20 protein-coding genes and 1 tRNA gene are annotated in these 22,936 nt (G+C 52.0%); 7 read left to right on the forward strand and 14 right to left on the reverse strand.

Translation table 11 applies throughout. The features are described 5' to 3' along the window. Positions 1–12: 12 nt before the first annotated feature. From ACYVAD_RS10500 to ACYVAD_RS10510, 3 genes are all read right to left on the reverse strand, one after another. A complete protein-coding gene (locus ACYVAD_RS10500; protein WP_461139438.1) occupies positions 13–474 on the reverse strand; it encodes a hypothetical protein in 462 nt (153 codons plus the stop codon). 491 nt (positions 475–965) lie between these two features. Then, a complete protein-coding gene (locus tag ACYVAD_RS10505; protein WP_461139439.1) occupies positions 966–2,207 on the reverse strand; it encodes a GTP-binding protein in 1,242 nt (413 codons plus the stop codon). A gap of 39 nt (positions 2,208–2,246) precedes the next feature. Then, positions 2,247–2,624 (reverse strand): MerC domain-containing protein, encoded by a 378-nt coding sequence (locus tag ACYVAD_RS10510; protein WP_461139440.1) that lies wholly within the window; start codon positions 2,622–2,624, stop codon positions 2,247–2,249. A 210-nt stretch (positions 2,625–2,834) separates the two neighbouring features. Here ACYVAD_RS10510 and ACYVAD_RS10515 point away from each other — a divergent pair, with 210 nt between their 5' ends. The 3 genes from ACYVAD_RS10515 to ACYVAD_RS10525 all read left to right on the forward strand — a co-directional run bounded on the left by ACYVAD_RS10515 (position 2,835) and on the right by ACYVAD_RS10525 (position 6,089). Further along, entirely contained in the window at positions 2,835–3,794 is a 960-nt protein-coding gene (locus ACYVAD_RS10515; RefSeq protein ID WP_461139441.1) for an isopenicillin N synthase family dioxygenase, read from the forward strand. A 72-nt stretch (positions 3,795–3,866) separates the two neighbouring features. After that, positions 3,867–5,072 (forward strand): chromate efflux transporter, encoded by a 1,206-nt coding sequence (chrA, locus tag ACYVAD_RS10520; RefSeq protein WP_461139442.1) that lies wholly within the window; start codon positions 3,867–3,869, stop codon positions 5,070–5,072. Positions 5,073–5,243: 171 nt separating this feature from the next. Continuing rightward, complete coding sequence (locus ACYVAD_RS10525) at positions 5,244–6,089, forward strand: SMP-30/gluconolactonase/LRE family protein (protein ID WP_461139443.1); 846 nt, start codon at positions 5,244–5,246, stop codon at positions 6,087–6,089. Between the two features lie 107 nt (positions 6,090–6,196). Here ACYVAD_RS10525 and ACYVAD_RS10530 read toward each other — a convergent pair whose 3' ends face one another. Continuing rightward, positions 6,197–7,543: an AAA family ATPase gene (locus tag ACYVAD_RS10530; RefSeq protein WP_461139444.1), complete on the reverse strand. Its 1,347-nt coding sequence runs from the start codon at positions 7,541–7,543 to the stop codon at positions 6,197–6,199. Between the two features lie 196 nt (positions 7,544–7,739). Beyond that, the gene (gene eat, locus ACYVAD_RS10535) at positions 7,740–9,086 is read right to left on the reverse strand and encodes an ethanolamine permease (RefSeq protein ID WP_461139445.1); all 1,347 of its coding nucleotides are present in this window, start codon (positions 9,084–9,086) and stop codon (positions 7,740–7,742) included. A 738-nt stretch (positions 9,087–9,824) separates the two neighbouring features. Here eat and ACYVAD_RS10540 point away from each other — a divergent pair. Together ACYVAD_RS10540 and ACYVAD_RS10545 are read left to right on the forward strand one after the other, a co-directional pair. Beyond that, positions 9,825–10,265 (forward strand): DUF4395 domain-containing protein, encoded by a 441-nt coding sequence (locus ACYVAD_RS10540; RefSeq protein WP_461139446.1) that lies wholly within the window; start codon positions 9,825–9,827, stop codon positions 10,263–10,265. A gap of 14 nt (positions 10,266–10,279) precedes the next feature. Continuing rightward, a complete protein-coding gene (locus tag ACYVAD_RS10545; RefSeq protein WP_461139447.1) occupies positions 10,280–11,098 on the forward strand; it encodes a phytanoyl-CoA dioxygenase family protein in 819 nt (272 codons plus the stop codon). 17 nt (positions 11,099–11,115) lie between these two features. Here ACYVAD_RS10545 and ACYVAD_RS10550 read toward each other — a convergent pair whose 3' ends face one another. The 4 genes from ACYVAD_RS10550 to ACYVAD_RS10565 form a co-directional block, all read right to left on the reverse strand. Next, positions 11,116–11,853 carry a hypothetical protein gene (locus ACYVAD_RS10550; protein WP_461139448.1) on the reverse strand — a complete coding sequence of 246 codons (738 nt, stop codon included), beginning with the start codon at positions 11,851–11,853 and terminating at the stop codon, positions 11,116–11,118. 131 nt (positions 11,854–11,984) lie between these two features. Further along, positions 11,985–13,271: an adenylosuccinate synthase gene (locus ACYVAD_RS10555; protein WP_461139449.1), complete on the reverse strand. Its 1,287-nt coding sequence runs from the start codon at positions 13,269–13,271 to the stop codon at positions 11,985–11,987. Between the two features lie 81 nt (positions 13,272–13,352). After that, positions 13,353–13,862 (reverse strand): Fur family transcriptional regulator, encoded by a 510-nt coding sequence (locus tag ACYVAD_RS10560; RefSeq protein WP_461139450.1) that lies wholly within the window; start codon positions 13,860–13,862, stop codon positions 13,353–13,355. Between the two features lie 126 nt (positions 13,863–13,988). Continuing rightward, the gene (locus ACYVAD_RS10565; RefSeq protein ID WP_461139451.1) at positions 13,989–16,256 is read right to left on the reverse strand and encodes a RelA/SpoT family protein; all 2,268 of its coding nucleotides are present in this window, start codon (positions 16,254–16,256) and stop codon (positions 13,989–13,991) included. Positions 16,257–16,446: 190 nt separating this feature from the next. Here ACYVAD_RS10565 and ACYVAD_RS10570 point away from each other — a divergent pair. Together ACYVAD_RS10570 and tig are read left to right on the forward strand one after the other, a co-directional pair. Beyond that, positions 16,447–16,528: transfer RNA gene (locus ACYVAD_RS10570), tRNA-Leu, on the forward strand. A gap of 107 nt (positions 16,529–16,635) precedes the next feature. Continuing rightward, the gene (gene tig / locus ACYVAD_RS10575; protein ID WP_461139452.1) at positions 16,636–18,000 is read left to right on the forward strand and encodes a trigger factor; all 1,365 of its coding nucleotides are present in this window, start codon (positions 16,636–16,638) and stop codon (positions 17,998–18,000) included. A gap of 79 nt (positions 18,001–18,079) precedes the next feature. Here tig and ACYVAD_RS10580 read toward each other — a convergent pair whose 3' ends face one another. The 5 genes from ACYVAD_RS10580 to ACYVAD_RS10600 form a co-directional block, all read right to left on the reverse strand. Next, positions 18,080–19,642, reverse strand: a complete 1,563-nt coding sequence (locus tag ACYVAD_RS10580; protein WP_461139453.1) for a carboxylesterase/lipase family protein — start codon at positions 19,640–19,642, stop codon at positions 18,080–18,082. Then, positions 19,639–20,529 carry an alpha/beta hydrolase gene (locus ACYVAD_RS10585; RefSeq protein ID WP_461139454.1) on the reverse strand — a complete coding sequence of 297 codons (891 nt, stop codon included), beginning with the start codon at positions 20,527–20,529 and terminating at the stop codon, positions 19,639–19,641. Before ACYVAD_RS10585 ends, ACYVAD_RS10580 begins: the two co-directional genes overlap by 4 nt. A gap of 6 nt (positions 20,530–20,535) precedes the next feature. Continuing rightward, positions 20,536–21,426, reverse strand: coding sequence for an alpha/beta hydrolase (locus ACYVAD_RS10590; protein ID WP_461139455.1), 891 nt, complete (start codon positions 21,424–21,426; stop codon positions 20,536–20,538). Continuing rightward, positions 21,423–22,298 (reverse strand): alpha/beta hydrolase, encoded by an 876-nt coding sequence (locus tag ACYVAD_RS10595; protein WP_461139456.1) that lies wholly within the window; start codon positions 22,296–22,298, stop codon positions 21,423–21,425. The genes ACYVAD_RS10590 and ACYVAD_RS10595 overlap by 4 nt, the downstream gene beginning before the upstream one ends. Before the next feature lie 160 nt (positions 22,299–22,458). Then, positions 22,459–22,887: an EVE domain-containing protein gene (locus tag ACYVAD_RS10600; RefSeq protein ID WP_461139457.1), complete on the reverse strand. Its 429-nt coding sequence runs from the start codon at positions 22,885–22,887 to the stop codon at positions 22,459–22,461. Between the last annotated feature and the right edge of the window lie 49 nt (positions 22,888–22,936).

The raw sequence follows: 22,936 nt of genomic DNA on the forward strand, positions 1-22,936 counted from the left end.
GTCAGTGAGCGGCTAAGGCAGTTGTTGCATCGTTTCGTTGGTCCGTTGCTGAATCTGCTTGATGGCGTTCAGCAGTTCACGCTGTAAATCGCGCATCTGAGCCGGAGGCAGGTCTTTCATCAGCGGATCAGTGTGGTGGTGATGTTCGTGTTTGCCGTGGTCGTGGTGATGTTCATGGTGTTCCATCCCCGGCACTTCAACCAGGTTTGCTTCCCACTCCTGAAAGGCCGTTTTCAAACTGTCAAGAGTGGTAATCGTTGCTTTGGTCGCAGGCGTAGAGCGGCTGGTCAGGATTGTTTTGAGCGAATCGATCTGGTCGATCTGCGGCTCCACCTCGCCCTGGATAGCGGTTGCCTGCTGGTGGTACGTAGCGGCTTCGGCTAGTAGTTGTTTGTCTTCGTCCGACTCCGTCGACCGGCCGCAGGAAGTTAGCGTACCAGCGCCAATCAGAAGCAGTAAGGCAATAGGTTTCATAGCAGGATAGCGAAAAATATGGGCTAATTTTCGGAAAGATACCGTATATGAAACAATGTTGCAAAAATAAGGAAACCTAAACGAACAGGGGAAAAGCAAAACCAACGCTACGGTATTGCGGAGTACACAATAAACTAAGTTTATGAGCAGTTAACCCCTTGCTCCTGCCCTGGATCTTGTTGGGGCTTCATGAGGTAGTGAACCGGACTTAGTTCACCGCTAGGTACCAACCACCGGCACGGGACCCCTTCTAAAACCTATTCTTGTAGGAGGGGCTATACGGGAGCGGATCGTGCCGGTAGTCAGAGTAAAACCTGTATTAGACTAAATTTCATTGTACGTGGAGCCCGTAACGATGGCTGATTTGTTGCGGAGAGGCAGTGCCGATACGCGTTGCAATTATAACTTTTCTGGTTACCCAACCATCAACCGCGTACACTTGAAGACTGCACTCTCCGCTAAACATCCTTGAGCGATCGCTTCCCGCCTGCCTATTCCCAAACGGGAAATGGGTCTTTGAAAGCACCGTTGTTTTCCATGTGTTTCAACTCTAGCTCAGTGCACAGACAGCCCTGGAGTTCGGTCGTGATTTTCTCCTGATCGAGATCCTGCCCAATAATGACCAGTTCGTTCTGACGATCACCGAAACGCTTATGCCAGCGGGCTTCGATGGACTGCCGATGGTCGAGAAACGAGCCGTATTGCGTACGTTGATGGAACGGCATGGACGCCCACCAGACCCCAGCCGCTTCGGCCCGCAGACTACCGCCGGCCTGACTGAAATTAAGGGCGTCGTTCGGACGGGATGCGAGCCAGAACAGACCCTTACTGCGGATGATACCCGCCGGGAAATTCTCGCTCAGGTACTGCCAGAACCGGGCCGGGTGAAATGGGCGACGATCGCGGAAAACAAAGGAGCCGATGCCGTATTCCTCGGTCTCGGGCGTGTGTCCCTTACCGGATTTCGTTTGCTGCAATTCCTGAATCCAGCCCGCTGATTGCGAGGCTTCCTCAAAGTCAAACCGACCCGTGTTCAGAATTTCGGCCGGATCAATTTTACTGAACTGGCTTTCCAGTAGCTTCGCCTTCGGGTTGAGTTTATGCAGAATAGCCTTCAACTCACCAACCTGCTCCTGACTCAACAAATCTGTTTTGTTAAGCAGTAATACGTCGGCAAACTCAATCTGATCCGTCAGCAGGTTCACGATTGTGCGCGTATCTGCCGTCTCGGGTGAGCCGTCGTTCGGGTTCAGGCCCCGATCCAGGACGGTGTCGATCGAGCCGAAATCACGGGGGAAGTTGAACGCATCCACGACGGTTACCATGGTATCAAGCCGCGCGAACCGCGACAGATCAATACCGGCCTGTCCATCAACCGAATCGTCGGATCGAAACGAAAACGTCTGGGCTACCGGCAAGGGTTCTGAAATGCCTGTCGATTCGATGAGCAGGTAATCGAACCGCTGCTCACGAGCCAGTTTTTCTACCTCAATCATCAGGTCTTCGCGCAGGGTGCAGCAGATGCAGCCGTTACTCATTTCGACCAGTTTCTCCTCGGTGCGTGACAGGGTATTCTGGTCTTTAACCAACTGCGCGTCGACGTTAATTTCGCTCATGTCGTTCACGATAACCGCTACTTTCAGGCCGGCTTTATTGTGCAGTACGTGGTTAAGCAGGGTGGTTTTGCCGGCCCCCAGAAAGCCGCTGAGAACAGTTGTTGGGATGGGTTTCATGGGAAGAAATAAAGAATGGGGTACGTAAAAGAGCCTGTGTCAGTGATGGGCCGCGTGGTGCTGGCGAATGTTGATCAGGTGCGTGACGACCAGCCCCAGTGAAGCCGCGTAGCCCGCGTATTCGAACAGATCACTGACGTCTTCCAGGATGATGGCAACGGCAAACAAGGCTAGGAAGCACCAAAGAGACCGCTTAACGGCCGGAGTCGCGTGGTGACGAGTGGCGAAGTAAACCGCTACGCAGTTGACCGCAATGAACACATAGTCGAGGCTGAGATAGCCGATACGTAATGTACGATCGGTTAGCAACGTGCTGGTCATCAGGAGCAGCGGAGTAACCAGGCAGTGAATGACACAGAGAACAGAACCCGTGATGCCTATATAGTCAGCTTTGCGGTAAATAGATTGATTGTTCATTGGCTGGATCGATATGTACTTAAATATGCAACATTGTTGCAAAAATGAAATAAAATCGATTCGCAAGCAAGCACTTTATATATAAATGCATCTTTGTTGCATTTTTAAGTTTAAGCAATAAGATTGGAAAAGAAGGTCGGTAAATAGGCGAATAGGCGAGTAAGCCGCACGTTTGCTAAACTTTCGTAAGTTTGTGTAAACAGTATTGCTATGCAGTCGCACGAGTTATATGATGAAATCCCGTCGCTGGATTTAGCCGATTTCACGTCGGGAGATCCAGAACGGAAAGCGCGCTTTGTGGCCGATCTGGGCCGGGCGTTTAATCAGATTGGGTTTGTTGCCATCCGTAATCACGGACTAACCGACGAGTTGACCCACCAGCTCTATGACAGTGCCCAGTCCTTCTTTTCGGCACCCGACGAGGTAAAAAGACGGTACGAGCGACTGGACCTGAACGGTCAGCGAGGTTACGTCGGCAAAGGGAAGGAAACGGCCAAAGGCTTTAAAGTGGCCGATCTGAAAGAGTTCTATCACTTTGGTCAGCCCGAGCCCGTTGGCGACATGCCCGGAAATGTACTGCCCGATGAGTATCCTCAGTTTGGCGAAGCGGCCCTGATGGCCTACCAGACGCTGGAACGGGCGGGGAAGCAGTTATTACGTGCCATTGCTTTGTACCTGGAACTGCCCGAAGATTACTTCGAGGATAAAGTGCAGAATGGCGATAGTATCCTGCGGGCCTTACACTATTTCCCGCTTGATCCGGAAACGACTCCCGAAGGAGCCGTACGGGCAGCCGCCCACGGTGATATTAACCTGATTACCTTGCTGATGGGCGCATCGGCCGACGGGCTGGAAGTACTCCGGCGCGATGGCAAGTGGATCGGTATCACAGCCCTGCCCGATCAGGTGGTCGTTAACGTGGGTGACATGCTGGATCGGCTCACGAACCATAAGCTGAAGTCGACCATTCATCAGGTGGTAAACCCCCCGCGGGAAAAGATGAACCAGTCGCGTTATTCGATCCCGTTCTTTATGCACCCCCGGGCCGATATGAATCTAAGCAGCCTTGAGAGCTGTATTGATGCCAGCCATCCCAAGCTATACGTTGATATGACCGCCGGTGAGTTTCTGAACGAACGACTGATGGAATTGGGGTTGAAAAAAGCCTAAACGGTACGTAGTAGCGGGCCGTGTCTGATGGATTGCTTCATCGGACACGGCCCGTGAATCATTCAGCGGCCTATGGCAAACTATTTACTGCAAGCGGCACCCGTCCGTCGGATTCGGTACATCATTTTTCTGAAAGATGTACTGATTCTGTCGCTTACTACGTTCGGTGGTCCTCAGGTTCATCTGGCAATGCTCTACGAGCGTTTCGTGAAAAAACGGCGCTACATTACGGAGAACGAACTGCTGGAGTTGAATGCGCTCGGCCAGATTCTTCCCGGTCCAACCTCGACCCAGACCATCACCGCTGTTGCCTTTAAAATTGGTGGGCCTAACCTGGCTTACCTGACGCTACTGGTATGGGTCCTGCCCGCTGTATCGCTCATGACGGCGGTGGGGATGATCATGTTTTACCTAGAGCAGCGGCATTTGTCGTTACGGTTTGCCCGATTTATTCAACCCATGGCCGTGGGTTTTCTGATCGTCGCGGGCTATCGTATAGGGCAGAAGGTTATCAAAAATCAGGTTAGTCTTGCCTTGGCGGTCACGGCGGCCTTTGTTGCGTACGTATTCCGGTCGCCTTATATGACGCCGGTTGTTATTATCCTCGGTGGACTTACGACGGCGCTGACCTACGAGAAACAGGACAAAATGGAAAAACAACCCCTTCGAATCGAATGGAGTAATTTTCTCCTGTGGCTGGGGGTGCTGATCGGTGCGGCTGGTTTGGGGGCGGTTACGCAGTCGCTGCCAGTTCGTTTGTTCGAGAACTTCTACCGGAACGGGAGTCTGGTTTTCGGTGGGGGCCAAGTGCTGACGCCTATGCTTTACAATGAGTTCGTCGCGTTTAAGCACTACCTGACCCGTGAGGAGTTTCTGTCTGGTCTGGGCCTAGTACAGGCGGTACCGGGTCCCGTTTTTGCCTTCGCGTCTTACATCGGGGCCATGTCTATGCGCGACTCCGGCCTGATGGGGCAGTTCTGGGGAAGTTTTGTGTCGACGGCGGGCATTTTCCTGCCGGGTACGTTCCTGATCTTCTTTGTGTACCGCTTCTGGGAGCAGCTCAAACGTTACCGGGTCGTGCGTGCTTCTTTGGAAGGGATCAATGCCGCCAGTACGGGGTTGACGGCCGCTGCGGCCATTGTCTTGTTTCAACCGATGGCGCCCCACTGGCCATCTGTTGTGGTTGTTGTGCTGACCATGTTGACTCTGATCTACACCCGTACGCCACCCGTTGTCCTGATCGCACTTGGTTTGGTAGCCGGTGTGGTAATCCAGTAAGGAAAATGAATCACCTGTTTACCAGATTATAAGCTCACGCTGAACGGGGGCTCATGTATTCGTATGAGTAGATTGGCGAGCGGGCGTACTCCTGATACTGGTTTAATCACCGGCCAGGAACAAATCTATTCCGTTTGTCCTGAATACTTCACGAAACTATATCTACCGCTTATGAGAAAATTAGCCCGCTTTCTGTTCATCGGTTCCGTTGCGACAACGTCGTTCGTTCAGGCTCAGACAGTCGACTTGAAACCGCTCTGGGAAACGGACACAACATTACGTACTCCCGAATGCGTACTGGTTGATCCTGCCAAGAAAGTACTGTACGTAGCCTGCATCAACGGCGGGCCGTCGTTGGAAAACAAAAGTAGTTACGTTGCCAAACTGGGGATGGATGGAAAAGTGATTCAGTTGAAATTCACCGAGAATCTGAACTCAACGAAGGGCATGGGAATGCTAGGCGATAAACTTTACGTTACCGAAATGACGCAGGTCGCCGAAATCGCGCTGGCAACCGGCAAAATTGTCAATCGGTATCCCGTCGAAGGAGCGAAGTTTCTCAATGACATTGCCGTCGATACAAAGAAAGGCATCGTTTACGTTTCGGACTCGAACGATAGCAAGATATGGGCTTTGCAGAATGGTAAACTTACTCTCGTCTTAGGTGGGTCTCCGCTGAAAGGAAACAACGGACTCTTATTTGAAAACGATCAGGTATTGATCGGCAACGGCGACGGATCGCTGCTATCCATGAACCCGGCCACGAAAGAGCTGAAGACAATTGCTAAAGTAACGGGAGGAATTGATGGCATTGTCGCCCTGGGTAACAAAAAATACATCGTTACCGAATGGGGCGGTAAGGTTTGGTACGTCGGCGCAAACGGTACCCCAGAGCTTAAACTGGATACGTCAGCCGAAAAGATTAACTCGGCGGATATTGGCTACGATGCCGCTGGACGGGTACTGTTCGTGCCAACCTTCTTCCACAATACCGTTAAAGCGTATTCGGTCAAGTAAGTAGCTGCAACAGTATTGATGCCCCGTAGTACAGTTTCAGGCTGTACTACGGGGCATCTCGGTTATTGTCAATAAAGGCAAATCAGGCGTAGCTGCCAAGATATAAACTACTCCTCATCAACCGAAACCGTACGAATGGGCTGATAGGGCGGCTGAGGATGGCTATTGCCGTTCGTTGGTTTGTCGGGGCCATGTCCGTTGGTTCCGTTAACGGTCGTTAAACGTCCTTTCAGGAGAAGTCTCTGCTCGTCATCGGTCAATGAGCCCCGGATGACTTCTCCCTGATTATACCCGTCATTGAACGTACTGATGCGACTATCGGCCAAGGCCAGTTTCAGTTCGGCAATCAGGGTGTTCAGCTCGATTTTAGTTGTCTGCCGCTGGGCTTTCAACTCGTCGAGGGTTGGTAGCAGGTCCAGGTTATGCTGCAATACGTTCTGGTGCGTACGTTGCTCAGCCAGTTGCGCCAGCAGCGGCTCCAGATCGGTGTCCATGCGCTTCAGGCGACGGCGTAGTTTCCAGAGCTTAATGTCCGCCTGTAGCCAACGAAACCAGAAAGCCGCCAATACGGGGAGGGCAATGCCCAGACAGACCGCCCCCGCCAGCGCAAACAAAATTCCGCTCAGCACGAACGACAGCAACGCCCAGGGACTGTTGACCAGCGCCAGATTCAATTCGCTCGACTCGCTTAACTGCCTCTCGATCTTACTCAGTGTAACGTCATCGAGCGTTTGCGTCGTAGCGGTCTGGTCGGTGTTGAGTTGAAGCTGACGTACCGATTTATTGATAGCGGCTTTTAATTGATCGGTTCGGTAAGCCTCGTAGCGAAACCAGCCTAACACGGCCAGCGTCAGTACGGCGAATACCGCCAGCGAAATCTTAAACCGCTCATACTTGCCGCGGTTAGCCACCGGGTCTTCCTGGTACGGTTGTTCAATCAGCCGGTCATAGGCCGGTTTCAGCAGAATTGATACCATGGCCAGACCAACCGCAAAGGCCCACGCTTCGTTGGTGTTGCGGATGTTCAGCGCGTAGGCAACAATCTCGTGGGAGATGATCAGGTCCCCGGCCAGAAACGATATGCCCGCAATCAGGAACAACAGACCCGCCAGCAGTGAGTAGTCCGGCGACGCTTTCGCCCGACGTTCACGTAGCTGATCACGGTCGGCGATAAGCGCCAGCCGGTCTGCTTCCCGATTCTCGACCTGTTTTGCCAGCCGTTCTACCTGCAATGCATGATTCTGCAGGTCGGCGTAGGTGTCCCGGCGGGCGTTGGTTGCTTCGGTAAGCTGGCGTTCAGTACCCGCCAGTTCCGTTTGTTTCTGCTCAATACGTTCGGCCAGCCAATCGGAATTAACCCGACTCGACAGGTAACCTTCGTAATTTTCCCGACTGACGCCCTCCACTCCACTGGTGTAGCCATGACGGAAATCGGGGTTATTATTCATTTCCATAAAATCAATTCATTACGTTTCTGCCAGAGAACCGCCCCCAATGGGACGAGTTAGTTACAGGTGACAGAAGCGGTTCAAGGCGAACGAGTTAGCTCCGCAGTGGGCAGACATGACCCTCCGCAAGCGTGGTTGCTGCGTTGAAAACGGTGGTAAATACGTGAATAGTGCCCCAATGATCCAAATATAAGTCCGGTAGCTATTGGGTTTGCTGGTCCAAAGTGGGGAGGACAAGGAGTCGAAACAGCAGCCAGCAAACTAGCTGCAAGCCGGCGAAAATGGCCGTAAGGCCGGGGAAATACCACATAATAGCAACCAGACACACCAGCGACAGTGCTAACGCTATGGCGGGAACAACCGGATACCAGGGAGTTTGAAACGGACGGGAGAGTTGCGGTTCAAGGCGACGCAGGGTGAACAGACTAAACATACTGACGATATACATCAGTACGGCTCCGAGTGCTGACAAGGTGATGATTTCGCCCGTTGTGCCCGAAAAGAGAGCCGCCAGTCCAATCAGTCCCCCAATAATCAATGACCAGTGCGGAGTTCTAAAACGTTTATTTACGTCAGCCATGAACGACGGTAGGTAGCCCGCCCGGGCCAGCGCAAACAACTGCCGGGAATACCCCAGTGTATTGGCGTGGAAGGACGCAATTAGCCCGAATAAACCCAGCCCAGCAAAAACCTTAGCCCATGAGTCTTGACGGCCTAGTGCCATAGCCAGGGTTTCGGGGAGGGGGTAATCGATCTGGCTTAGTTGCCGCCAGTCACCCACGCCCGCGCAGAGTAGCATAGTACCGATAGCCAATACAACTAAGGTGCCAATGCTGAGCAGATACCCACGGGGAATGGTTTTGTCCGGGTCCTTGACTTCTTCGGCTACCATGGCTACTCCTTCGATGGCCAGGTAAAACCAAATGGCAAAGGGAATGGCCGCGAAGATGCCACCTAGGCCAAACTCTTCGTTATGGGCGAGCACATTTTCGGTTTTGTACGCCGGAGCGACCAACGCCATAAATACCAGTAGCTCCACAACGGACAAGATGGTAATCACGACCGAGAAATTAGCCGATTCCTTGACGCCCAGAATATTAATCCCGATAAAGACAAAGTAAGCCGCCACCGCCACACCCAGTACCGATAATTCGGGGTGGAGAAAATGGGCGTACGCGCCCAGGGCGGCTGCGATGGCGGGGGGAGCCATCAGAAAATCAACCAGCGTAGCGAAGCCGGCAATGAACCCGCCCGTTGGGCCAAATGCGCGGGATGCGTACGCGAATGGGCCGCCCGCATCGGGAATCGCCGTGGTCAATTCAGTGTAGCTAAAGATGAACGTAACGTAAAGAACTGTAACGAGCAGCGTGGCGATGAAAAAACCAATCGTTCCGGCCGTGGCCCAGCCGTAATTCCAGCCGAAATACTCCCCGGAGATCACCATACCTACCGCAATAGCCCATAGCTGAGTCGTCGTAATGACCTTTCGTAGCGATGGGCTGGATGGGGAAACCGGCGAGAGGTCGGAGCGTTCCGGGGGCGTATTCATTGGAAAGTAGACTAGTGGAGTAAAGAATTGCGGGAAAGAAGCCGCCGGGAAACGTCGGCCTGTGATTGGCCGTCGTCGGATTGACTCCAGCGGCTGCTGCAAAATAGTGCACAGGCGTTTAGAACGCTATTCGTTCACTTGACAAAACGAGCCACAACCAACAAATTCTTCCTGACTTGCTGTGTGCCTCAATAAATTGATAGAGACAATATGCTTCTTGCTAGCTAAACTTGGTAGCAATTACCTACTGCCAAGTGGGATCACACGGAATAGAATAGCCATTCACTAAACCGTTCAGAGGCTGAAGGAATGCCTAAGTAGTTGTAAATTAATAGATTGCCTTTATTTTCTAGTGGCTAAGTAGAATAGTGCCAGCTCTCGATAGATTAATGGGTAAATAGCTGACAATCATTTTTTCGTGTTTTTTCTTGCAGAACCAAGTTTTGCTGGTAACCTTTGTACTCGAAGCGGACAGAATCAGTAACCAAAGCCAGTTAACTGGCTTATTTATTTACCATATAAATCTATTTAATAGATAGATTATAAGTAGTAATAATGTAAACCTGAGCGTAGGCGAACTATCGGATCGGCTAGTCGGGGGCTGGCTGTCGTTAGTCCTTACTGCCTAGTGGGTTCGGTGCCATTCTCTGGCCGACAACGTCGAGGGGTTTACTCAGGCAAAATATATTCACAATGGCATGCCGCAACAGGCGCAGGCTATCTAAATAAAATAAATTGATGAATTTAAAGCTGCTGTGCCCCGTCGACGGGGTTAAAATCAACGAAACGAAAGTACGCCTGGTGGCCGGGTTTGTCTTGCTGACAACGCTGCTCTACCTGCTGAAAGGTTGGGTACTGCTGCCTGTCTTGCTATTGCTAGACTTTGGGCTGCGCAGCATGGACCTGGGTAAGTTCAGCCCCTTCGGGAACGGAGCAGACGGGATCGTGCAGGCGCTCCGGCTGCCGTATAAAGCGACTGACCTGGCACCGAAACGCTTTGCCGCCCGAATCGGGCTGGTCTTCAGTATCCTCATTTTGAGCCTTGATCTGTTGCGTATACCAACATTGCTGCCAGCGAGTATACTCGCCGTTTTTGCGGCCCTCGAATCCGGTGCGGGATTCTGCGCGGGTTGCTACGTGTACACCTTTTACGTACGTCTGTTTTCCAGAACAGCTTAAATCGATCTTATTTTATGCTGACTACCACCACATTGCAACCGTTCCACCTGACGCAGGTATTATCCACCCAGCAACTTGACTTTTTTGCTAAAAATGGGTTCATCCACATCAAACGATTTGTCGATCGCCCGGTCGTGCAGGCTTTTTTGCACGAAATTCAGCGGGTCGAAGCGCTCTGGCTGGCTGAGAAAGTGGATACGGTAAACGGTACGCCCCTCAAATTCGGGTATGATGAAACCGGCCGCCGGATCGTTCAGCGCTTTGCCTTTACGTCCCAGTATAGTCCGCTGCTGAGCCAGTTTCTGGAAGACCCCCGCTTACAGGGACTCACGCAATTGTTATCGCCCTACGAAGGACGAATCAGCCCGGACGAAAAAGACGGTCTGGTCGTCAATCATTACGTACGAACACCCGAGAGTAATTTTTCGCGGATGGGCTGGCACACGGATAGCCCACGGGATTTGTTTCTGGGTCGGCGCATTCGGCCGATGCTCAACGTGGGTCTGCACCTGGACGATTGCCCACAGGCCAATGGCGGCCTGCGAGTTCTACCGGGTACGCACCGGCAATCCACGCTGCTGACCTTATTTCGTAAGCGCCAGTTCATCGATCACCGCCCTGATCCGCGCGAAGTAGGCTTCGATATCGAAGCGGGGGATCTTACTATTCATAATGGAAGCCTCTGGCACCGCGTCGAGCAGTCCCCGTATCTGGGAGCTGCCAGCCGACGGCGTGTGATGTACATCCCGATCATTACCGGCGACCGCCAGCCCAAGCACGCTGCCAGCAAAACGCCCTTTTATCATCGTTTTGCCCAGCGGATACAAGACTAGCTGTCGCAGATACAGAATTAATTGTACCGCTGTAGAAAAACGCGCTGGAGCGCCTGCCACAGGCGCTTCTTCAGCGCTTGATCGGCTTCGATAGTTGGCAACGAATCCGCCATCAGGAACGTAATACCCTCGAACCGAACCGGCGAGTAGCGGTCCATCATAATGTCGAGGTTGATCCGTTCGAAAGGGACCCCGAACGTAATGAAATGATTGATGTATTTGCCTTTCAACAGTTCGTCGAAATCGACATCCCGCACGCCATGTAAATTCAGCAAATCGACGCCGTCGATGTTGAGGTTTACTGCTTTCAGAATTTTCTCCAGAAAGAGCAGATTGCTGGGATCTAGTTCCTCATCGGCCAGAACGAGCACTTTGTGGTTCAGCTTTGGTAAACGTGATTGCTGTTGAATAGGCGGCAGGATCGACGGTGTTGTTGGACGGGGCGCCGGTTGGGGTAAAGGTTCTGGTGTACGCGTAACAACAGGTTCTAGTTCAGTTATATCCACTGATTCCTCAAAGGCCTCGGCGGTTCGTACCGTCTTGGTGATTGTAACCGTACCAGCCGTTATTGCGTCTAACTCGTCCAGAAAACCGGACGCTGCTGTAGCAGGTTCCGGCGTGACGGGTTCAACAAGCTCGTCTACAGAAGAAGATACCGGCGAATCAGACTGCACTACAGGTGCCCAGGTATCGTCGGCCAGCCGGAACAACGTATCGGACTGATAGAGCGTCTGGTAAAAATTTCGTACGGACATAGGAATCGTTGACGCTACTAAATTAGTTAAATCCAGCCTGTTTATACAAGCTGGTGAAGCGAGGCATGGCCAAAAAAGCGAAGGAGCATCCGGCTTCGAATGCTCCTTCGCTGGCGATATATTTTTGACAGTTAAGCCGTTAACACCTGCCGATGAATAATGGCTTCCCGGTCAGGACTGGTTGAGATAAAGCTGATAGGTAGACCCAGCGTCTCTTCCAGGAACTGAACGTAATCGGCCAGTTCAGCAGGCATGTCATCAAACGTTCGAATGTCGGTCAGATTCGACCGCCAGCCTTTAAACGTTTTATAAATGGGAGTTACAGCCGTGTCGCACAGGTCGTAGGGGAGCTGCTCCGTAACCGTACCGTCGGGCAGTTGGTAGTGCGTACACACCTGAATTTCATCGAAAATGTTCAGCACGTCTACTTTCATCATCACCAACTGCGTTACGCCATTGATCATGATGGTGTACTTTAACGCGGGCAGGTCCAGCCAGCCGCACCGGCGCGAACGACCTGTCGTCGCACCAAACTCGCGACCTTCCTGACGAATTTTCTCGCCTATTTCGTTGTCCAGCTCGGTGGGAAAGGGGCCGCTACCGACGCGGGTACAGTAAGCTTTAAAAATTCCGAAGACCTCGCCGATCTGACCAGGCGCTACGCCCAGACCCGTGCAGGCACCGGCAGCCATGGTACTTGACGACGTAACGAAGGGATACGAACCAAAGTCCAGGTCCAGCAGCGAACCCTGTGCCCCTTCGGCCAGTACTTTACGGCCATCCGTCAGCGCGTTGTTCACGACGTATTCGCTATCGGTCAACGAGAACTGCTTCATGAACTCGACAGCTGTGAAAAACTCTTCTTCTGCCTGGGGTAGTACCGACGCGTAGTCGAAGTTATTCTGGTCCAGAATGATCTTGTGCAGGGCAACCAGTTTGCTGTACTTATCCGCAAAGTTTGGCGACAGAATATCACCAACCCGCATACCCTGACGCGCAACTTTGTCTTGGTACGTTGGGCCGATTCCGCGCAGTGTCGAGCCGATTTTTGACTCGCCTTTCGCTTGTTCGTAAGCCGCGTCCAGTAAACGGTGCGTTGGCAAAATAATGGATGCTTTCTTTGAAATCTGTAGATTCTGGGTCAGCGGTAGGTTGAATTTCGCCAGCCCATCGATTTCTTTTTTGAAGACAATCGGGTCCAGCACGACGCCGTTGCCGATGATGTTTAGAATATCGTTTCTGAAGATTCCAGAAGGAATCTGATGAAGGACGTGTTTGAACCCGTCAAACTCGAGCGTATGCCCAGCGTTCGGCCCACCCTGGAAGCGGGCTACAACCTGATATTGTGGGGCCAGTACGTCCACAATTTTGCCTTTTCCTTCGTCGCCCCACTGGAGGCCCAATAAAACATCTACCATTGATACAGGAACTAGAATAAAAGAAGAGCACGCCCGACCAGGCGTTTCCTGATCGAAGTGGAGTGCTCCTGTCAAGTCAAATTAGTTTTCTACCGGCACCTGAACACCCTGTTCGGTCTTCTCGGTCACCTGACGGTTTTCGCAGTTTTCCCGGTTGCAGGAACCGTAAAAAATCAGCGAATGGTGCATCACATTGAATTTGAGCATGTCACCCACCATGTTCTGGATATTCTGCACCCGAGGGTCGCAGAATTCCATCACTTTGTGGCAGTCCGTGCAAATCAGGTGATCGTGCTGGCGATACCCGTACGACTTCTCGTATTGGGCCAGGTTCCGGCCAAACTGGTGCTTGGTGACCAGATCGCAGTCAACCAGTACGTCCAGCGTATTGTACACCGTAGCCCGGCTAACCCGGTATTTCTTGTTCTTCATGGAGATATACAGCTCGTCCACGTCAAAGTGGTCCTGGCGGTTGTAGATCTCTTCAAGTATGGCAAAGCGCTCGGGTGTTTTACGTAAGCCTTTCCGTTCGAGGTAGGCGGTAAAAATCATCCGGGCGTTCTCTAAATTCGATTGAGTCGGCGCAGGCATATCCGGTTCCGATAGTTTTTGTGCAAAAATAAGACTTAAAAACTGGTTTTGGCGTACTAATACGCCTGGATCAGCAAATGAACCCCTGGCGAGTAACTGGAAAACCAGGGGCGAGGCCAAGCAGCGCTAATCAAACCGCACGACTTCAAAAACCCCCGACACCCGCTCCAGTTTGCGCATGAGCGTTTCGAGGTGGCCCGTATCATGGACGTACAAACGGATATTTCCTTCAAAAATGCCGTCCGTAGAGTCAATCGTTACCGACCGCATGTTAATATGCAGTTCATTGCTGATAACCCGCGTTACATCGTTGACCAGTCCCACCCGGTCAGTACCCGTGATCCGCAGCCCGGCTAGGAAAGCCAGTTCTTTCTGGGATGTCCATTTAGCCTTGATAATCCGGTTGCCGTGGTTCGACATCAGCTCAACGGCGTTGGGGCACGTAACGCGGTGAATTTTAATGCCTTCGTTAATCGTCACGAAACCAAAGACGTCGTCGCCCGAAATCGGATTACAGCACTTGGCAAGCGTGTAATCGATTTTGTCCATGTCCTCGCCGATTAGCAGCATATCCGCATCTGCCCGCTCGCCGTGGATTTTTTTCAGTTCTTTCACGAACGCTTTCGCGTCGGGCAAAGCATCGGTATTGAGTTTGTTGGCGCGATTTTCTTTGGCATCCTTATCAGCTTTAAAGCGCTTCAACTCCTGCACGTCGATGTGCCCTTTTCCGACCCGGTAGAAAAAGTCATCCGTCGTTTTGGACCCGAAATACGCCCGTAGCTGATTGATTATCTCATTGGTCATGTCAACCCGCAACACCCGTAGTTTCTTGGCAACCAGATCGCGGCCGTCAGTAACGTATCGTTTGTTGTCCTCCTTGATTAAGTCCTTGATCTTGGTTTTGGCCTTTGAGGTAACCACAAACCGCAACCAGTCTTCGCTGGGTTTCTGCCGATTCGACGTAATGACTTCGACCTGATCGCCATTCTGCAGTACGTGGCTCAGCGGAACCAGCGTATTGTTAACTTTGGCGGCCATGCAACGCGCGCCGATCTGGGTGTGAATGTCGAACGCAAAGTCGAGCGCCGTAGCGCCCCGTTGCAGGACTTTCAGGTCACCTTTCGGCGTAAAGACGAACACTTCCTCACTGTACAGATTAGACCGGAAATCATCCACGAACTCAATGGCGGCTTTCTTGTCGCCACTACCCGCTGACTCGATCATATCGCGCACCTGACTGATCCACGTTTCGATACCCGCGCCGGTCTGTGTGTCGTTACCTTTGTATTTCCAGTGGGCCGCGTACCCTTTTTCGGCAATCTCATTCATCCGCTCCGACCGAATCTGGACCTCAACCCACTGCCCGGATTTGCTCATTACCGTTGTGTGCAGCGATTCGTAGCCGTTCGTTCGGGGTGTACTGATCCAGTCTTTCAACCGATCGGGGTTCGGTTTATAGTGATCTGTGACGATCGAATACGCCCGCCAGCAGGCCGCTTTTTCCTGTTCCTGCGGTACGTCCATGATAACCCGGACGGCGAACAGATCATAAATTTCCTCGAAGGGTTTCTTCGATTTATTGAGCTTATTCCAGATCGAATAAATCGATTTGGGACGTCCTTTGATGACGTATTTGAGACCCGTTTCGGTGAGATCCTTATCAATCGGCTCAATGAATCGGTTGATGAAGCGATCGCGCGACAGCTTGGTTTCCCGCAGCTTCCGGGCAATGTCCTTGTACGCTTCCGGCTCGACGTGCTTCAGATAAAGATCTTCCAGTTCAGACTTGATGGCGTACAGACCCAGCCGATGGGCGAGGGGGGCGTAGATGTAAATCGTTTCTGAAGCAATCTTAAGCTGTTTGTCGCGGGGCATCGAATCCAGCGTCCGCATGTTGTGCAGTCGGTCCGCCAGCTTCACCAGAATCACCCGTACGTCGTCCGACAGGGTTAGCAACATCTTGCGAAAGTTCTCCGCCTGTTGGGACGTACCGTACTCGAAATAGCCTGAGATTTTCGTGAGTCCGTCGATGATCCGGGCTACTTTGGGCCCAAATGCTCGGTCGATATCGGCAATCGTCGTATCTGTGTCTTCAACGACGTCGTGCAGCAGGGCCGCTACAATACTGGTTGGACCAAGCCCAATTTCTTCGACGGCAATCTGAGCTACGGCCAGTGGGTGGTAGATGTACGGTTCGCCGGATCGGCGACGCATGTTTTTGTGCGCTTCGGCCGAGGTGTTAAACGCTTTTTTTATCAGTTTGGCGTCATCGCCTTTGAGAGAGGGCTTGGCAGCTCGCAACAGTCGTCGGTAGCGTTTCAGGATTTCCTGGCGCTCCTGTTCTAAATCAATCACAGGCTCCGGATTAGGGCGACGTTCGACGGCATTTATCATAAGTATCGCTAGCGGGAAATGGCAATTCGGTTGTAGTCGTATAACAAGTTAACAAATTAATCCCCGATTTCTGATTACAGACTAAAGAAAAAATAAAACCTTTTCCCCAAACCCTTGCATTAATGAAATCCCTTTGTACTTTTGCACCCGGTTAAGGAAATGAACAACGTTACTTTAACCGACGGGAAAAGCGGGCGTGGCGAAATTGGTAGACGTGCCAGACTTAGGATCTGGTGCCGCGAGGCATGGGGGTTCGAGTCCCTCCGCCCGTACGATGTGCAAAGGCGAAAGAGCGGAAGAGTGAAAGAGCGTTTTTCGAAACAATTCACTCTTTCGCTCTTTTCCTCTTTCGCTCTTTTTATTTAAAACCGACACAAACGTGGATATTACGTTAGACAAATCCAGCGAAACCAACGCTTCGCTGAAAATTACCCTGACGCCGGACGATTACAAGCCGGAGGTAGACAAGAAGTTGAAGGATTACGGTCGTAAGGTGCAGCTGAAAGGCTTCCGCCCCGGACACGTGCCTGCTTCGCTCGTTAAAAAAATGTACGGTAAAGGTATCCTCGTTGATGAAATCAACGCGATGCTGAGCAAGACCGTCAGCCAGTATATCCGCGAAAATAAATTACAGGTTGTTGGTGATCCTGTTCCTAATCGGGAACTGGCCGACGCCATCGATTGGGATAATCAGACAGATTTCGCTTTTAGCTATACCCTGGGTCTGGCTTCGGAATTTGATATTGATTTTTCTCAACTGCCTAGCGTAACCGACTACGAAATTCAGGCCGGTGATGCTGAGGTCGATTCAACGATCAAAGAACTGCGTGATCGTTTCCACACGCACACCCACGCTGACGAAGTAGGCGATGGCGATACCATCTACGGCGAACTGAAGCAGGTAAATACGCCTGAAGGCGCAGAAGCTGGTTTCTCGGCTAAAACGGCGTTCCCGCTGAACCAGATGGCCGAAGAGGCAAAGGGTCAGTTCGTTGGTACGAAAAAAGGCGACGTGATTACGTTCCAACTGGAGCAGGCGTTCCCGGATGAAAAAGCCCGGGCTACGGCGACGGGTGCACCGAAAGAAGAAGCGGCTAACCTGACGGGTGAGTTCACATTCGAAACGGATGATATCACGCGCCACGAACCCGCTGAACTGAACCAGGAGTTCTTCGACAAAGTACTGGGCGTAGGTGCTGTTTCTGACGAAGAGCAGTTCCGCGTGAAAGTGGCTGAGATCATTAAGAGCAACTACGAGCGCGAGTCGAACCAACTGCTGCGTCTCGACATCGAGAAAACGCTGCTCGACGCTACGGCGATCCAACTACCCGACGAGTTCCTGAAAAACTGGCTGCTGGAAGTAAACGAAGGTAAATTCACGCCAGAGCAGGTTGAGGAACAGTACGGTGATTTCACCAAGTCGGTGAAGTTGCAACTGATCAAAAATAAAATTGCCGAACAAGCTGACATCAAAGTTGAATTCGATGAAGTACTGGGCGCAACCCGGGAAATGGTTCGGAATCAGTTCGGCTACATGGGTGGCGACAACGAGGAGATGAACGAGACAATCGATCGCATCGCCCGGAACTACCTGATGGATGAGAAAAACAACGGTCAGAATTACACCAGCCTGTTCAACCAGGTGTACGATGACAAGGTGATTGAATACGCCAAGACGCAACTGACGATCGTTACGCAGGACGTAACGGTTGACGAGTTTAAAGCACTGGTTGAAAATCGCTAAGCCGTTTTTGATACATAACAAAAAAGCCCTGCCGGTATCGGCAGGGCTTTTTTTGTAGTCCATAGTTGACAAATTACGATTATCGCTGTGGCATCCGGGTTATTCCTAGAAAATCCAGCGCGGCTGAATCACTTAGGGCAGCCGCCTGGGGGCTTTTGCCAAATACCATTATTTCTTTGCTTTTGACGGTATAAAGGGGCCACTTAGGTACCAACGAACCATTTGGGTTACCGGTTTTGATAAAGTTTACCCAGTACATCGACATCGTTCTGGCCAGTTCCCGGTCAGTGGGTTCCCAGGGGCGATTGACGAAATCAAGATTATCGTAGGCGTAGGGAACCTCGCCCGTGTGGAAAGCGCCGTATTTTACGTATTCGCCGGTAGCGGGTACCTTGCGTGTGAACCGGTACACGTATGTTGGCTGTCCCTGTTCGCTCTGAACGTTAGCCCAAGTGTAGTTTGGCATACCGAAAATCTGGTCACGCGCGAGATTAAGCTGCGACTGAGTAGCCTCCGCGTCGTTGGACGCCGGGTAGAATTTTAAAAACTCCGCAGCCTGATCGCCGTAGCGCTGTTCGACCTGTTGACGAAAGTCGGCCGCGTTCTTGATTGGTCCAGAGAGTAATCCTTCATCCTCATTCCAACCCGTTAGTAAGGCGACGGGATTCTGACGACGAGCGGCAAAAATATTGCTAACTGATTCGGGTAATACGTATCCGTCGGTAATGAGGCCGCGTAGCGCCTGGCCGTTTTTCAAAATGTCGTCGGCAGGTTTGGCGCGCAACTCAGCGAGGGAGGAAGCGCCCAGCACCTGCATGACTTTCGTGCCGTTTTCCTCGGCTTCCTGGCGTGACGGATACGGTCTGGCGAAACTGGCACCACTTTCGGCGATGGCTTTGTTGAACAGCCCCTTACCGAGCGGGCTGGCCACCAGACAATTGACGCTCATCGAGCCCGCTGACTGACCGGCAATCGTTACGTTGCTAGGGTCTCCGCCAAAGGCTGCGATGTTCTGTTTCACCCATTGCAAGGCCGCCAACTGATCCATCAGCCCGTAATTACCCGACGCGTTACGGCCTGACTCTTTTGTCAGTTCCGGGTGGGCGAAGAAGCCGAACGGCCCGACGCGGTAATTGATGCTGACAAACACAACACCTTTTTTTGCCGTTGCCTCGCCGTCGTAGATCGGTACGGCGCTGCCTCCGCTGGCGAATCCTCCGCCGTAAATCCAGACGACTACCGGCCGTTTCGTTGCGCTGGATGTGGCACCCGTCCAGACGTTCAGATACAGGCAATCTTCGCTAATGGGTTCTTTGGGTATCAGAAACTCCTCGCTCCACATGCTGAACGGAGCAGGCGCACTCTGCATGGGGCTGGGGCCAAACGCATCGCATTGCCGAACGCCCGACCAGGGCTTAACGGGCTGCGGGGCTTTCCAGCGTAGCTCGCCAACGGGCGGAGCGGCAAATGGAATACCCCGGAAAATACGAATAGTACCGGCTTTGTTCAGCGTGCCTGCTATTTTGCCTCCAGTAATCTGTACCGTCGTTTGGGCGGCTGCTCCCCAGGCGATCACGGTGGATAAGAACAGACTAGCCAGTAGTTTACGTTGACCTATACGCGATTTGAACGGAGTAATCATAGGACGGCTGCTTGGTTCGCTTTCAAGATCTTGCTAAAAAACAGCAGTTGGTAGGGGAGGGCGTTCTCCCAGTACTCCCAGGTATGAGTACCGGGTCGCTCGATGTATTCGTGTGGCGTCTTGTTGTCGACGAGTCGGCGGTGTAGGTCCCGGTTGGTCTCGATCAGAAAGTCGTCCACGCCAACGTCATAAATCAGGGGCAGGTTATTCGCCTTGAGTTTGTCGGTGAGCGTTACCATCGTGTAGCCAGGGTAAGGCGTGTCGCCCGCCTGGGCCGGCCCCAGCAGTTCCGCAAAACTGTCAGTGCGCGATTTCGCAAAAGCAGGATCTATTTTCCATGTGGCTGTATTAATATTCATAACCCCGCTCATGCTCCCGGCCGCTGCGTACAGGTCAGGGTGTCGACTGGAAATAAACATAGCGCCGTGCCCGCCCATCGATAAGCCAGCAATCAAGCGGCCCTTCCGATCCCGGACCGTGCGATACGTGTTGTCAATCCGGTCAATCAGTTCTTTTGAAATGAACGTTTCAAACTGACTGGTCTTGACCAGTGGGCTATCGAAATAATAGCTCCTCGGATCGCCCTCGGGCGTGACGATGATGAGGTTGTACTGATCGGCCAGGCGATGCAACAACGTCTTGTCCGGTGTCTTGGTCAGCCAGTCACGAAAGCTGCCCGAACCACCGTGAAGTAAGTAAAGCACCGGAAATGGTTGCGTATCCCGCTTTTTAGCTTTGACGTACCGCTCGGGTAGGACTACAGCGGCCCGTAACGTTCGGTTCATGCTTGGACTTTGGACATCAATCGTATCCACTTTGGCTGCCAGCGCGGTCAACGGGCCCATTAGCGTAGCGATCAGGAGTAGGGAAGCAGCTTTAGTAAGCATTAGGTCTTATGGGGCAGTAGTGCCGTTGGTTTTTAGTACGTTGGAAAAGAACAGAATATGATTGGGCAGGGAGGTTTGCCAGTACTCCCAAGTGTGGCCGCCGGGCCGCTCGCTGTAGTCATGCGGAGTCTGATTAAAGACCAGCCGACGGTGTAACTCGCGATTCGATTCAATCAGAAAATCATCGACTCCACAATCGAAAATCAGCGGCTGGCCGTTCGCTTTCATTCGGTCGGCCAGATTGATGACTGAATAAGTTCCGTACCGATCTGGCGATTGTTCGATGGGACCCAGTATTTTTTCAAACTCGCCCTTAATCGCTTTGGCGCTTTCGGGGGGAAGTTTCCAGCTACTCATATCCAGATTCAGCGCACCGCTCATGCTGCCAGCCGCGCAGTAGACATCAGGATGGCGAGTTGCCAGATACAGCGATCCGTAGCCGCCCATCGACAAACCCGTAATAACCCGGCCTTTGGCCGAACGTACCGTGCGATACGTGTTGTCAATTTGGTCAACGACCTCTTTAGTTAGATACGTTTCGAACTGACTGTCTTTGACGACCGGGCTGTCCAGATAATAGCTAAAAACTTCGCCTTCGGGCATAGCGATGATGAGATTATACTGGTCGGCCAATCGTTGTAAGAGTGTCTTATCCGGCGTTTTCCTGATCCAGTCGTCGAAATGACCGTAGCCGCCGTGGAGGAGATACAGCACCGGGAAATTAGTTTTGCTTTTCGCGTAAGACTGAGGGAGAACGACAACGGCCTTCAGCTGCTTTTTCATCACCGCGCTGGGAACGACCAGCGTATCGACTTGGGCCGCAAACAGCGGTAACGTAAAGAACAGCGTGTATACTGTTAGTAGAGTGCTGCGCAAAAGAAAAGGGATTCTGTTCATTGAGCAGTCGTGCCGTTGGCTTTTAATACGTTCGAGAAGAACAGCAGGTGGTAGGGGAGTGAGTTCTGCCAATAATCCCAGGTATGCGCGCCCGGCCGTTCGGTGTAGTCATGCTCCGTTTTGTTGTACACCAGCCGCCGGTGCACTTCCCGGTTGGGTTCAATCAAAAAATCATCGACTCCACAATCAATAACGATCTTCAGCCCACTGGCTTTCAGCTTGTCACACATGTTGACGACCGAGTTAGCCGCGTAATAATCGGGCGTTGATCCCATGGGTCCCAGAATCCGCGCGAACTGAGGCTCGATCTGTTTGGCAAACTCGGGAGGGATTCGCCAATTGGTCGCGTTCAGATCTAGGGCACCGCTCATGCTGCCAGCTGCGCAATACAACTCGGGGTGACGACCTGCCAGATACAGTGCCCCGTGGCCTCCCATGCTAAGCCCTGTGATAACCCGCCCCTTACGATCGCGTACGGTGCGGTAGGTCTGGTCAATTTTCTCGATAACCTCTTTTGTGATATACGTTTCAAACAGATTGTCTTTCTGAATTGGACTGTCGAGATAGCCGCCTAGCCGATCACCTTCGGGCGTAACAATAATGAGGTTATACTGGTCGGCCAGGCGCTGGAGTAGTGTTTTGTCCGGTGTCTGCTTCAGCCAGTCGCTGAACTGTCCACCGCCCCCGTGCAGTAAATACAGCACGGGATAGCTGGTTTTCCCTTTTGCGTATGATTCGGGAAGGACAATGCCCGCCCGCAACTTTCGCTTCATTGCGGCACTGGGTATGTCCAGCGTATCGACTTTAGCGCTGAAACCAACAAGAGGCAGCAGGAACAACCAGCTACAGAAGAATAAACGAACTAGGCACATAATGCATGAGGATTTAAGTAGGAATAGCGAAAATGGGCCAAAATTACTCGGCTCAATAAAGATAATTTTTACGTTACGGGGCTGATTCTGTTGATTCACAGGACTAACATAGAGATGACTACCCGCTCAGATACCTCAGGAAGTAGTCGCACGGAAAGGCTTAGGTAAGCATCATAGCCCGAATCACCTCAAAATCCTGACGGTCGATTTCGAAGAAACCGAATCGAAACGTATACCCCCATGATTTCTTGTTTGGAATGAAATTGAGCCTATCGATCAAGGGAAGAATCGAAACGTCTTTGCCAGTAGAAAAGGCGATATTTCGCCGGTAGGGTTTAAATTCATCGCTTATCGTAACCTGGTAAATAGGTTCATCCCGAACCTGGCCAAGCGCCGTAAAGGATTGATACTTCCCGGTGTCATTCAACGATTGCCTGGGTGAATAGAAAAGCACCCAGTCGCCGGGTTTTGTTCGCTTAAGCGGTGCCAGCTTCCCGTGGTTAGCCTGCATGAACTCACCGTCGATACCTTGCAAAACGTGGTCTTTGGAGGCCACTGCAATCCAGTATTGAGCAACGTCTTTCGGCATAATGTGTATTGGAGAGCATACGTCTTCCTGTTCGGTTGCGGAATTTAAT

The organism is Spirosoma pomorum, from assembly GCF_054776615.1.

Bases quoted from the DNA above. Each gene is read 5' to 3' on its own strand.
- ACYVAD_RS10500 (WP_461139438.1), bottom strand. From the start codon at position 474: ATGAAACCTATTGCCTTACTGCTTCTGATTGGCGCTGGTACGCTAACT.
- ACYVAD_RS10505 (WP_461139439.1), bottom strand. From the start codon at position 2,207: ATGAAACCCATCCCAACAACTGTTCTCAGCGGCTTTCTGGGGGCCGGC.
- ACYVAD_RS10510 (WP_461139440.1), bottom strand. From the start codon at position 2,624: ATGAACAATCAATCTATTTACCGCAAAGCTGACTATATAGGCATCACG.
- ACYVAD_RS10515 (WP_461139441.1), top strand. From the start codon at position 2,835: ATGCAGTCGCACGAGTTATATGATGAAATCCCGTCGCTGGATTTAGCC.
- chrA (WP_461139442.1), top strand. From the start codon at position 3,867: ATGGCAAACTATTTACTGCAAGCGGCACCCGTCCGTCGGATTCGGTAC.
- ACYVAD_RS10525 (WP_461139443.1), top strand. From the start codon at position 5,244: ATGAGAAAATTAGCCCGCTTTCTGTTCATCGGTTCCGTTGCGACAACG.
- ACYVAD_RS10530 (WP_461139444.1), bottom strand. From the start codon at position 7,543: ATGGAAATGAATAATAACCCCGATTTCCGTCATGGCTACACCAGTGGA.
- eat (WP_461139445.1), bottom strand. From the start codon at position 9,086: ATGAATACGCCCCCGGAACGCTCCGACCTCTCGCCGGTTTCCCCATCC.
- ACYVAD_RS10540 (WP_461139446.1), top strand. From the start codon at position 9,825: ATGAATTTAAAGCTGCTGTGCCCCGTCGACGGGGTTAAAATCAACGAA.
- ACYVAD_RS10545 (WP_461139447.1), top strand. From the start codon at position 10,280: ATGCTGACTACCACCACATTGCAACCGTTCCACCTGACGCAGGTATTA.
- ACYVAD_RS10550 (WP_461139448.1), bottom strand. From the start codon at position 11,853: ATGTCCGTACGAAATTTTTACCAGACGCTCTATCAGTCCGATACGTTG.
- ACYVAD_RS10555 (WP_461139449.1), bottom strand. From the start codon at position 13,271: ATGGTAGATGTTTTATTGGGCCTCCAGTGGGGCGACGAAGGAAAAGGC.
- ACYVAD_RS10560 (WP_461139450.1), bottom strand. From the start codon at position 13,862: ATGCCTGCGCCGACTCAATCGAATTTAGAGAACGCCCGGATGATTTTT.
- ACYVAD_RS10565 (WP_461139451.1), bottom strand. From the start codon at position 16,256: ATGATAAATGCCGTCGAACGTCGCCCTAATCCGGAGCCTGTGATTGAT.
- ACYVAD_RS10580 (WP_461139453.1), bottom strand. From the start codon at position 19,642: ATGATTACTCCGTTCAAATCGCGTATAGGTCAACGTAAACTACTGGCT.
- ACYVAD_RS10585 (WP_461139454.1), bottom strand. From the start codon at position 20,529: ATGCTTACTAAAGCTGCTTCCCTACTCCTGATCGCTACGCTAATGGGC.
- ACYVAD_RS10590 (WP_461139455.1), bottom strand. From the start codon at position 21,426: ATGAACAGAATCCCTTTTCTTTTGCGCAGCACTCTACTAACAGTATAC.
- ACYVAD_RS10595 (WP_461139456.1), bottom strand. From the start codon at position 22,298: ATGTGCCTAGTTCGTTTATTCTTCTGTAGCTGGTTGTTCCTGCTGCCT.
- ACYVAD_RS10600 (WP_461139457.1), bottom strand. From the start codon at position 22,887: ATGCCGAAAGACGTTGCTCAATACTGGATTGCAGTGGCCTCCAAAGAC.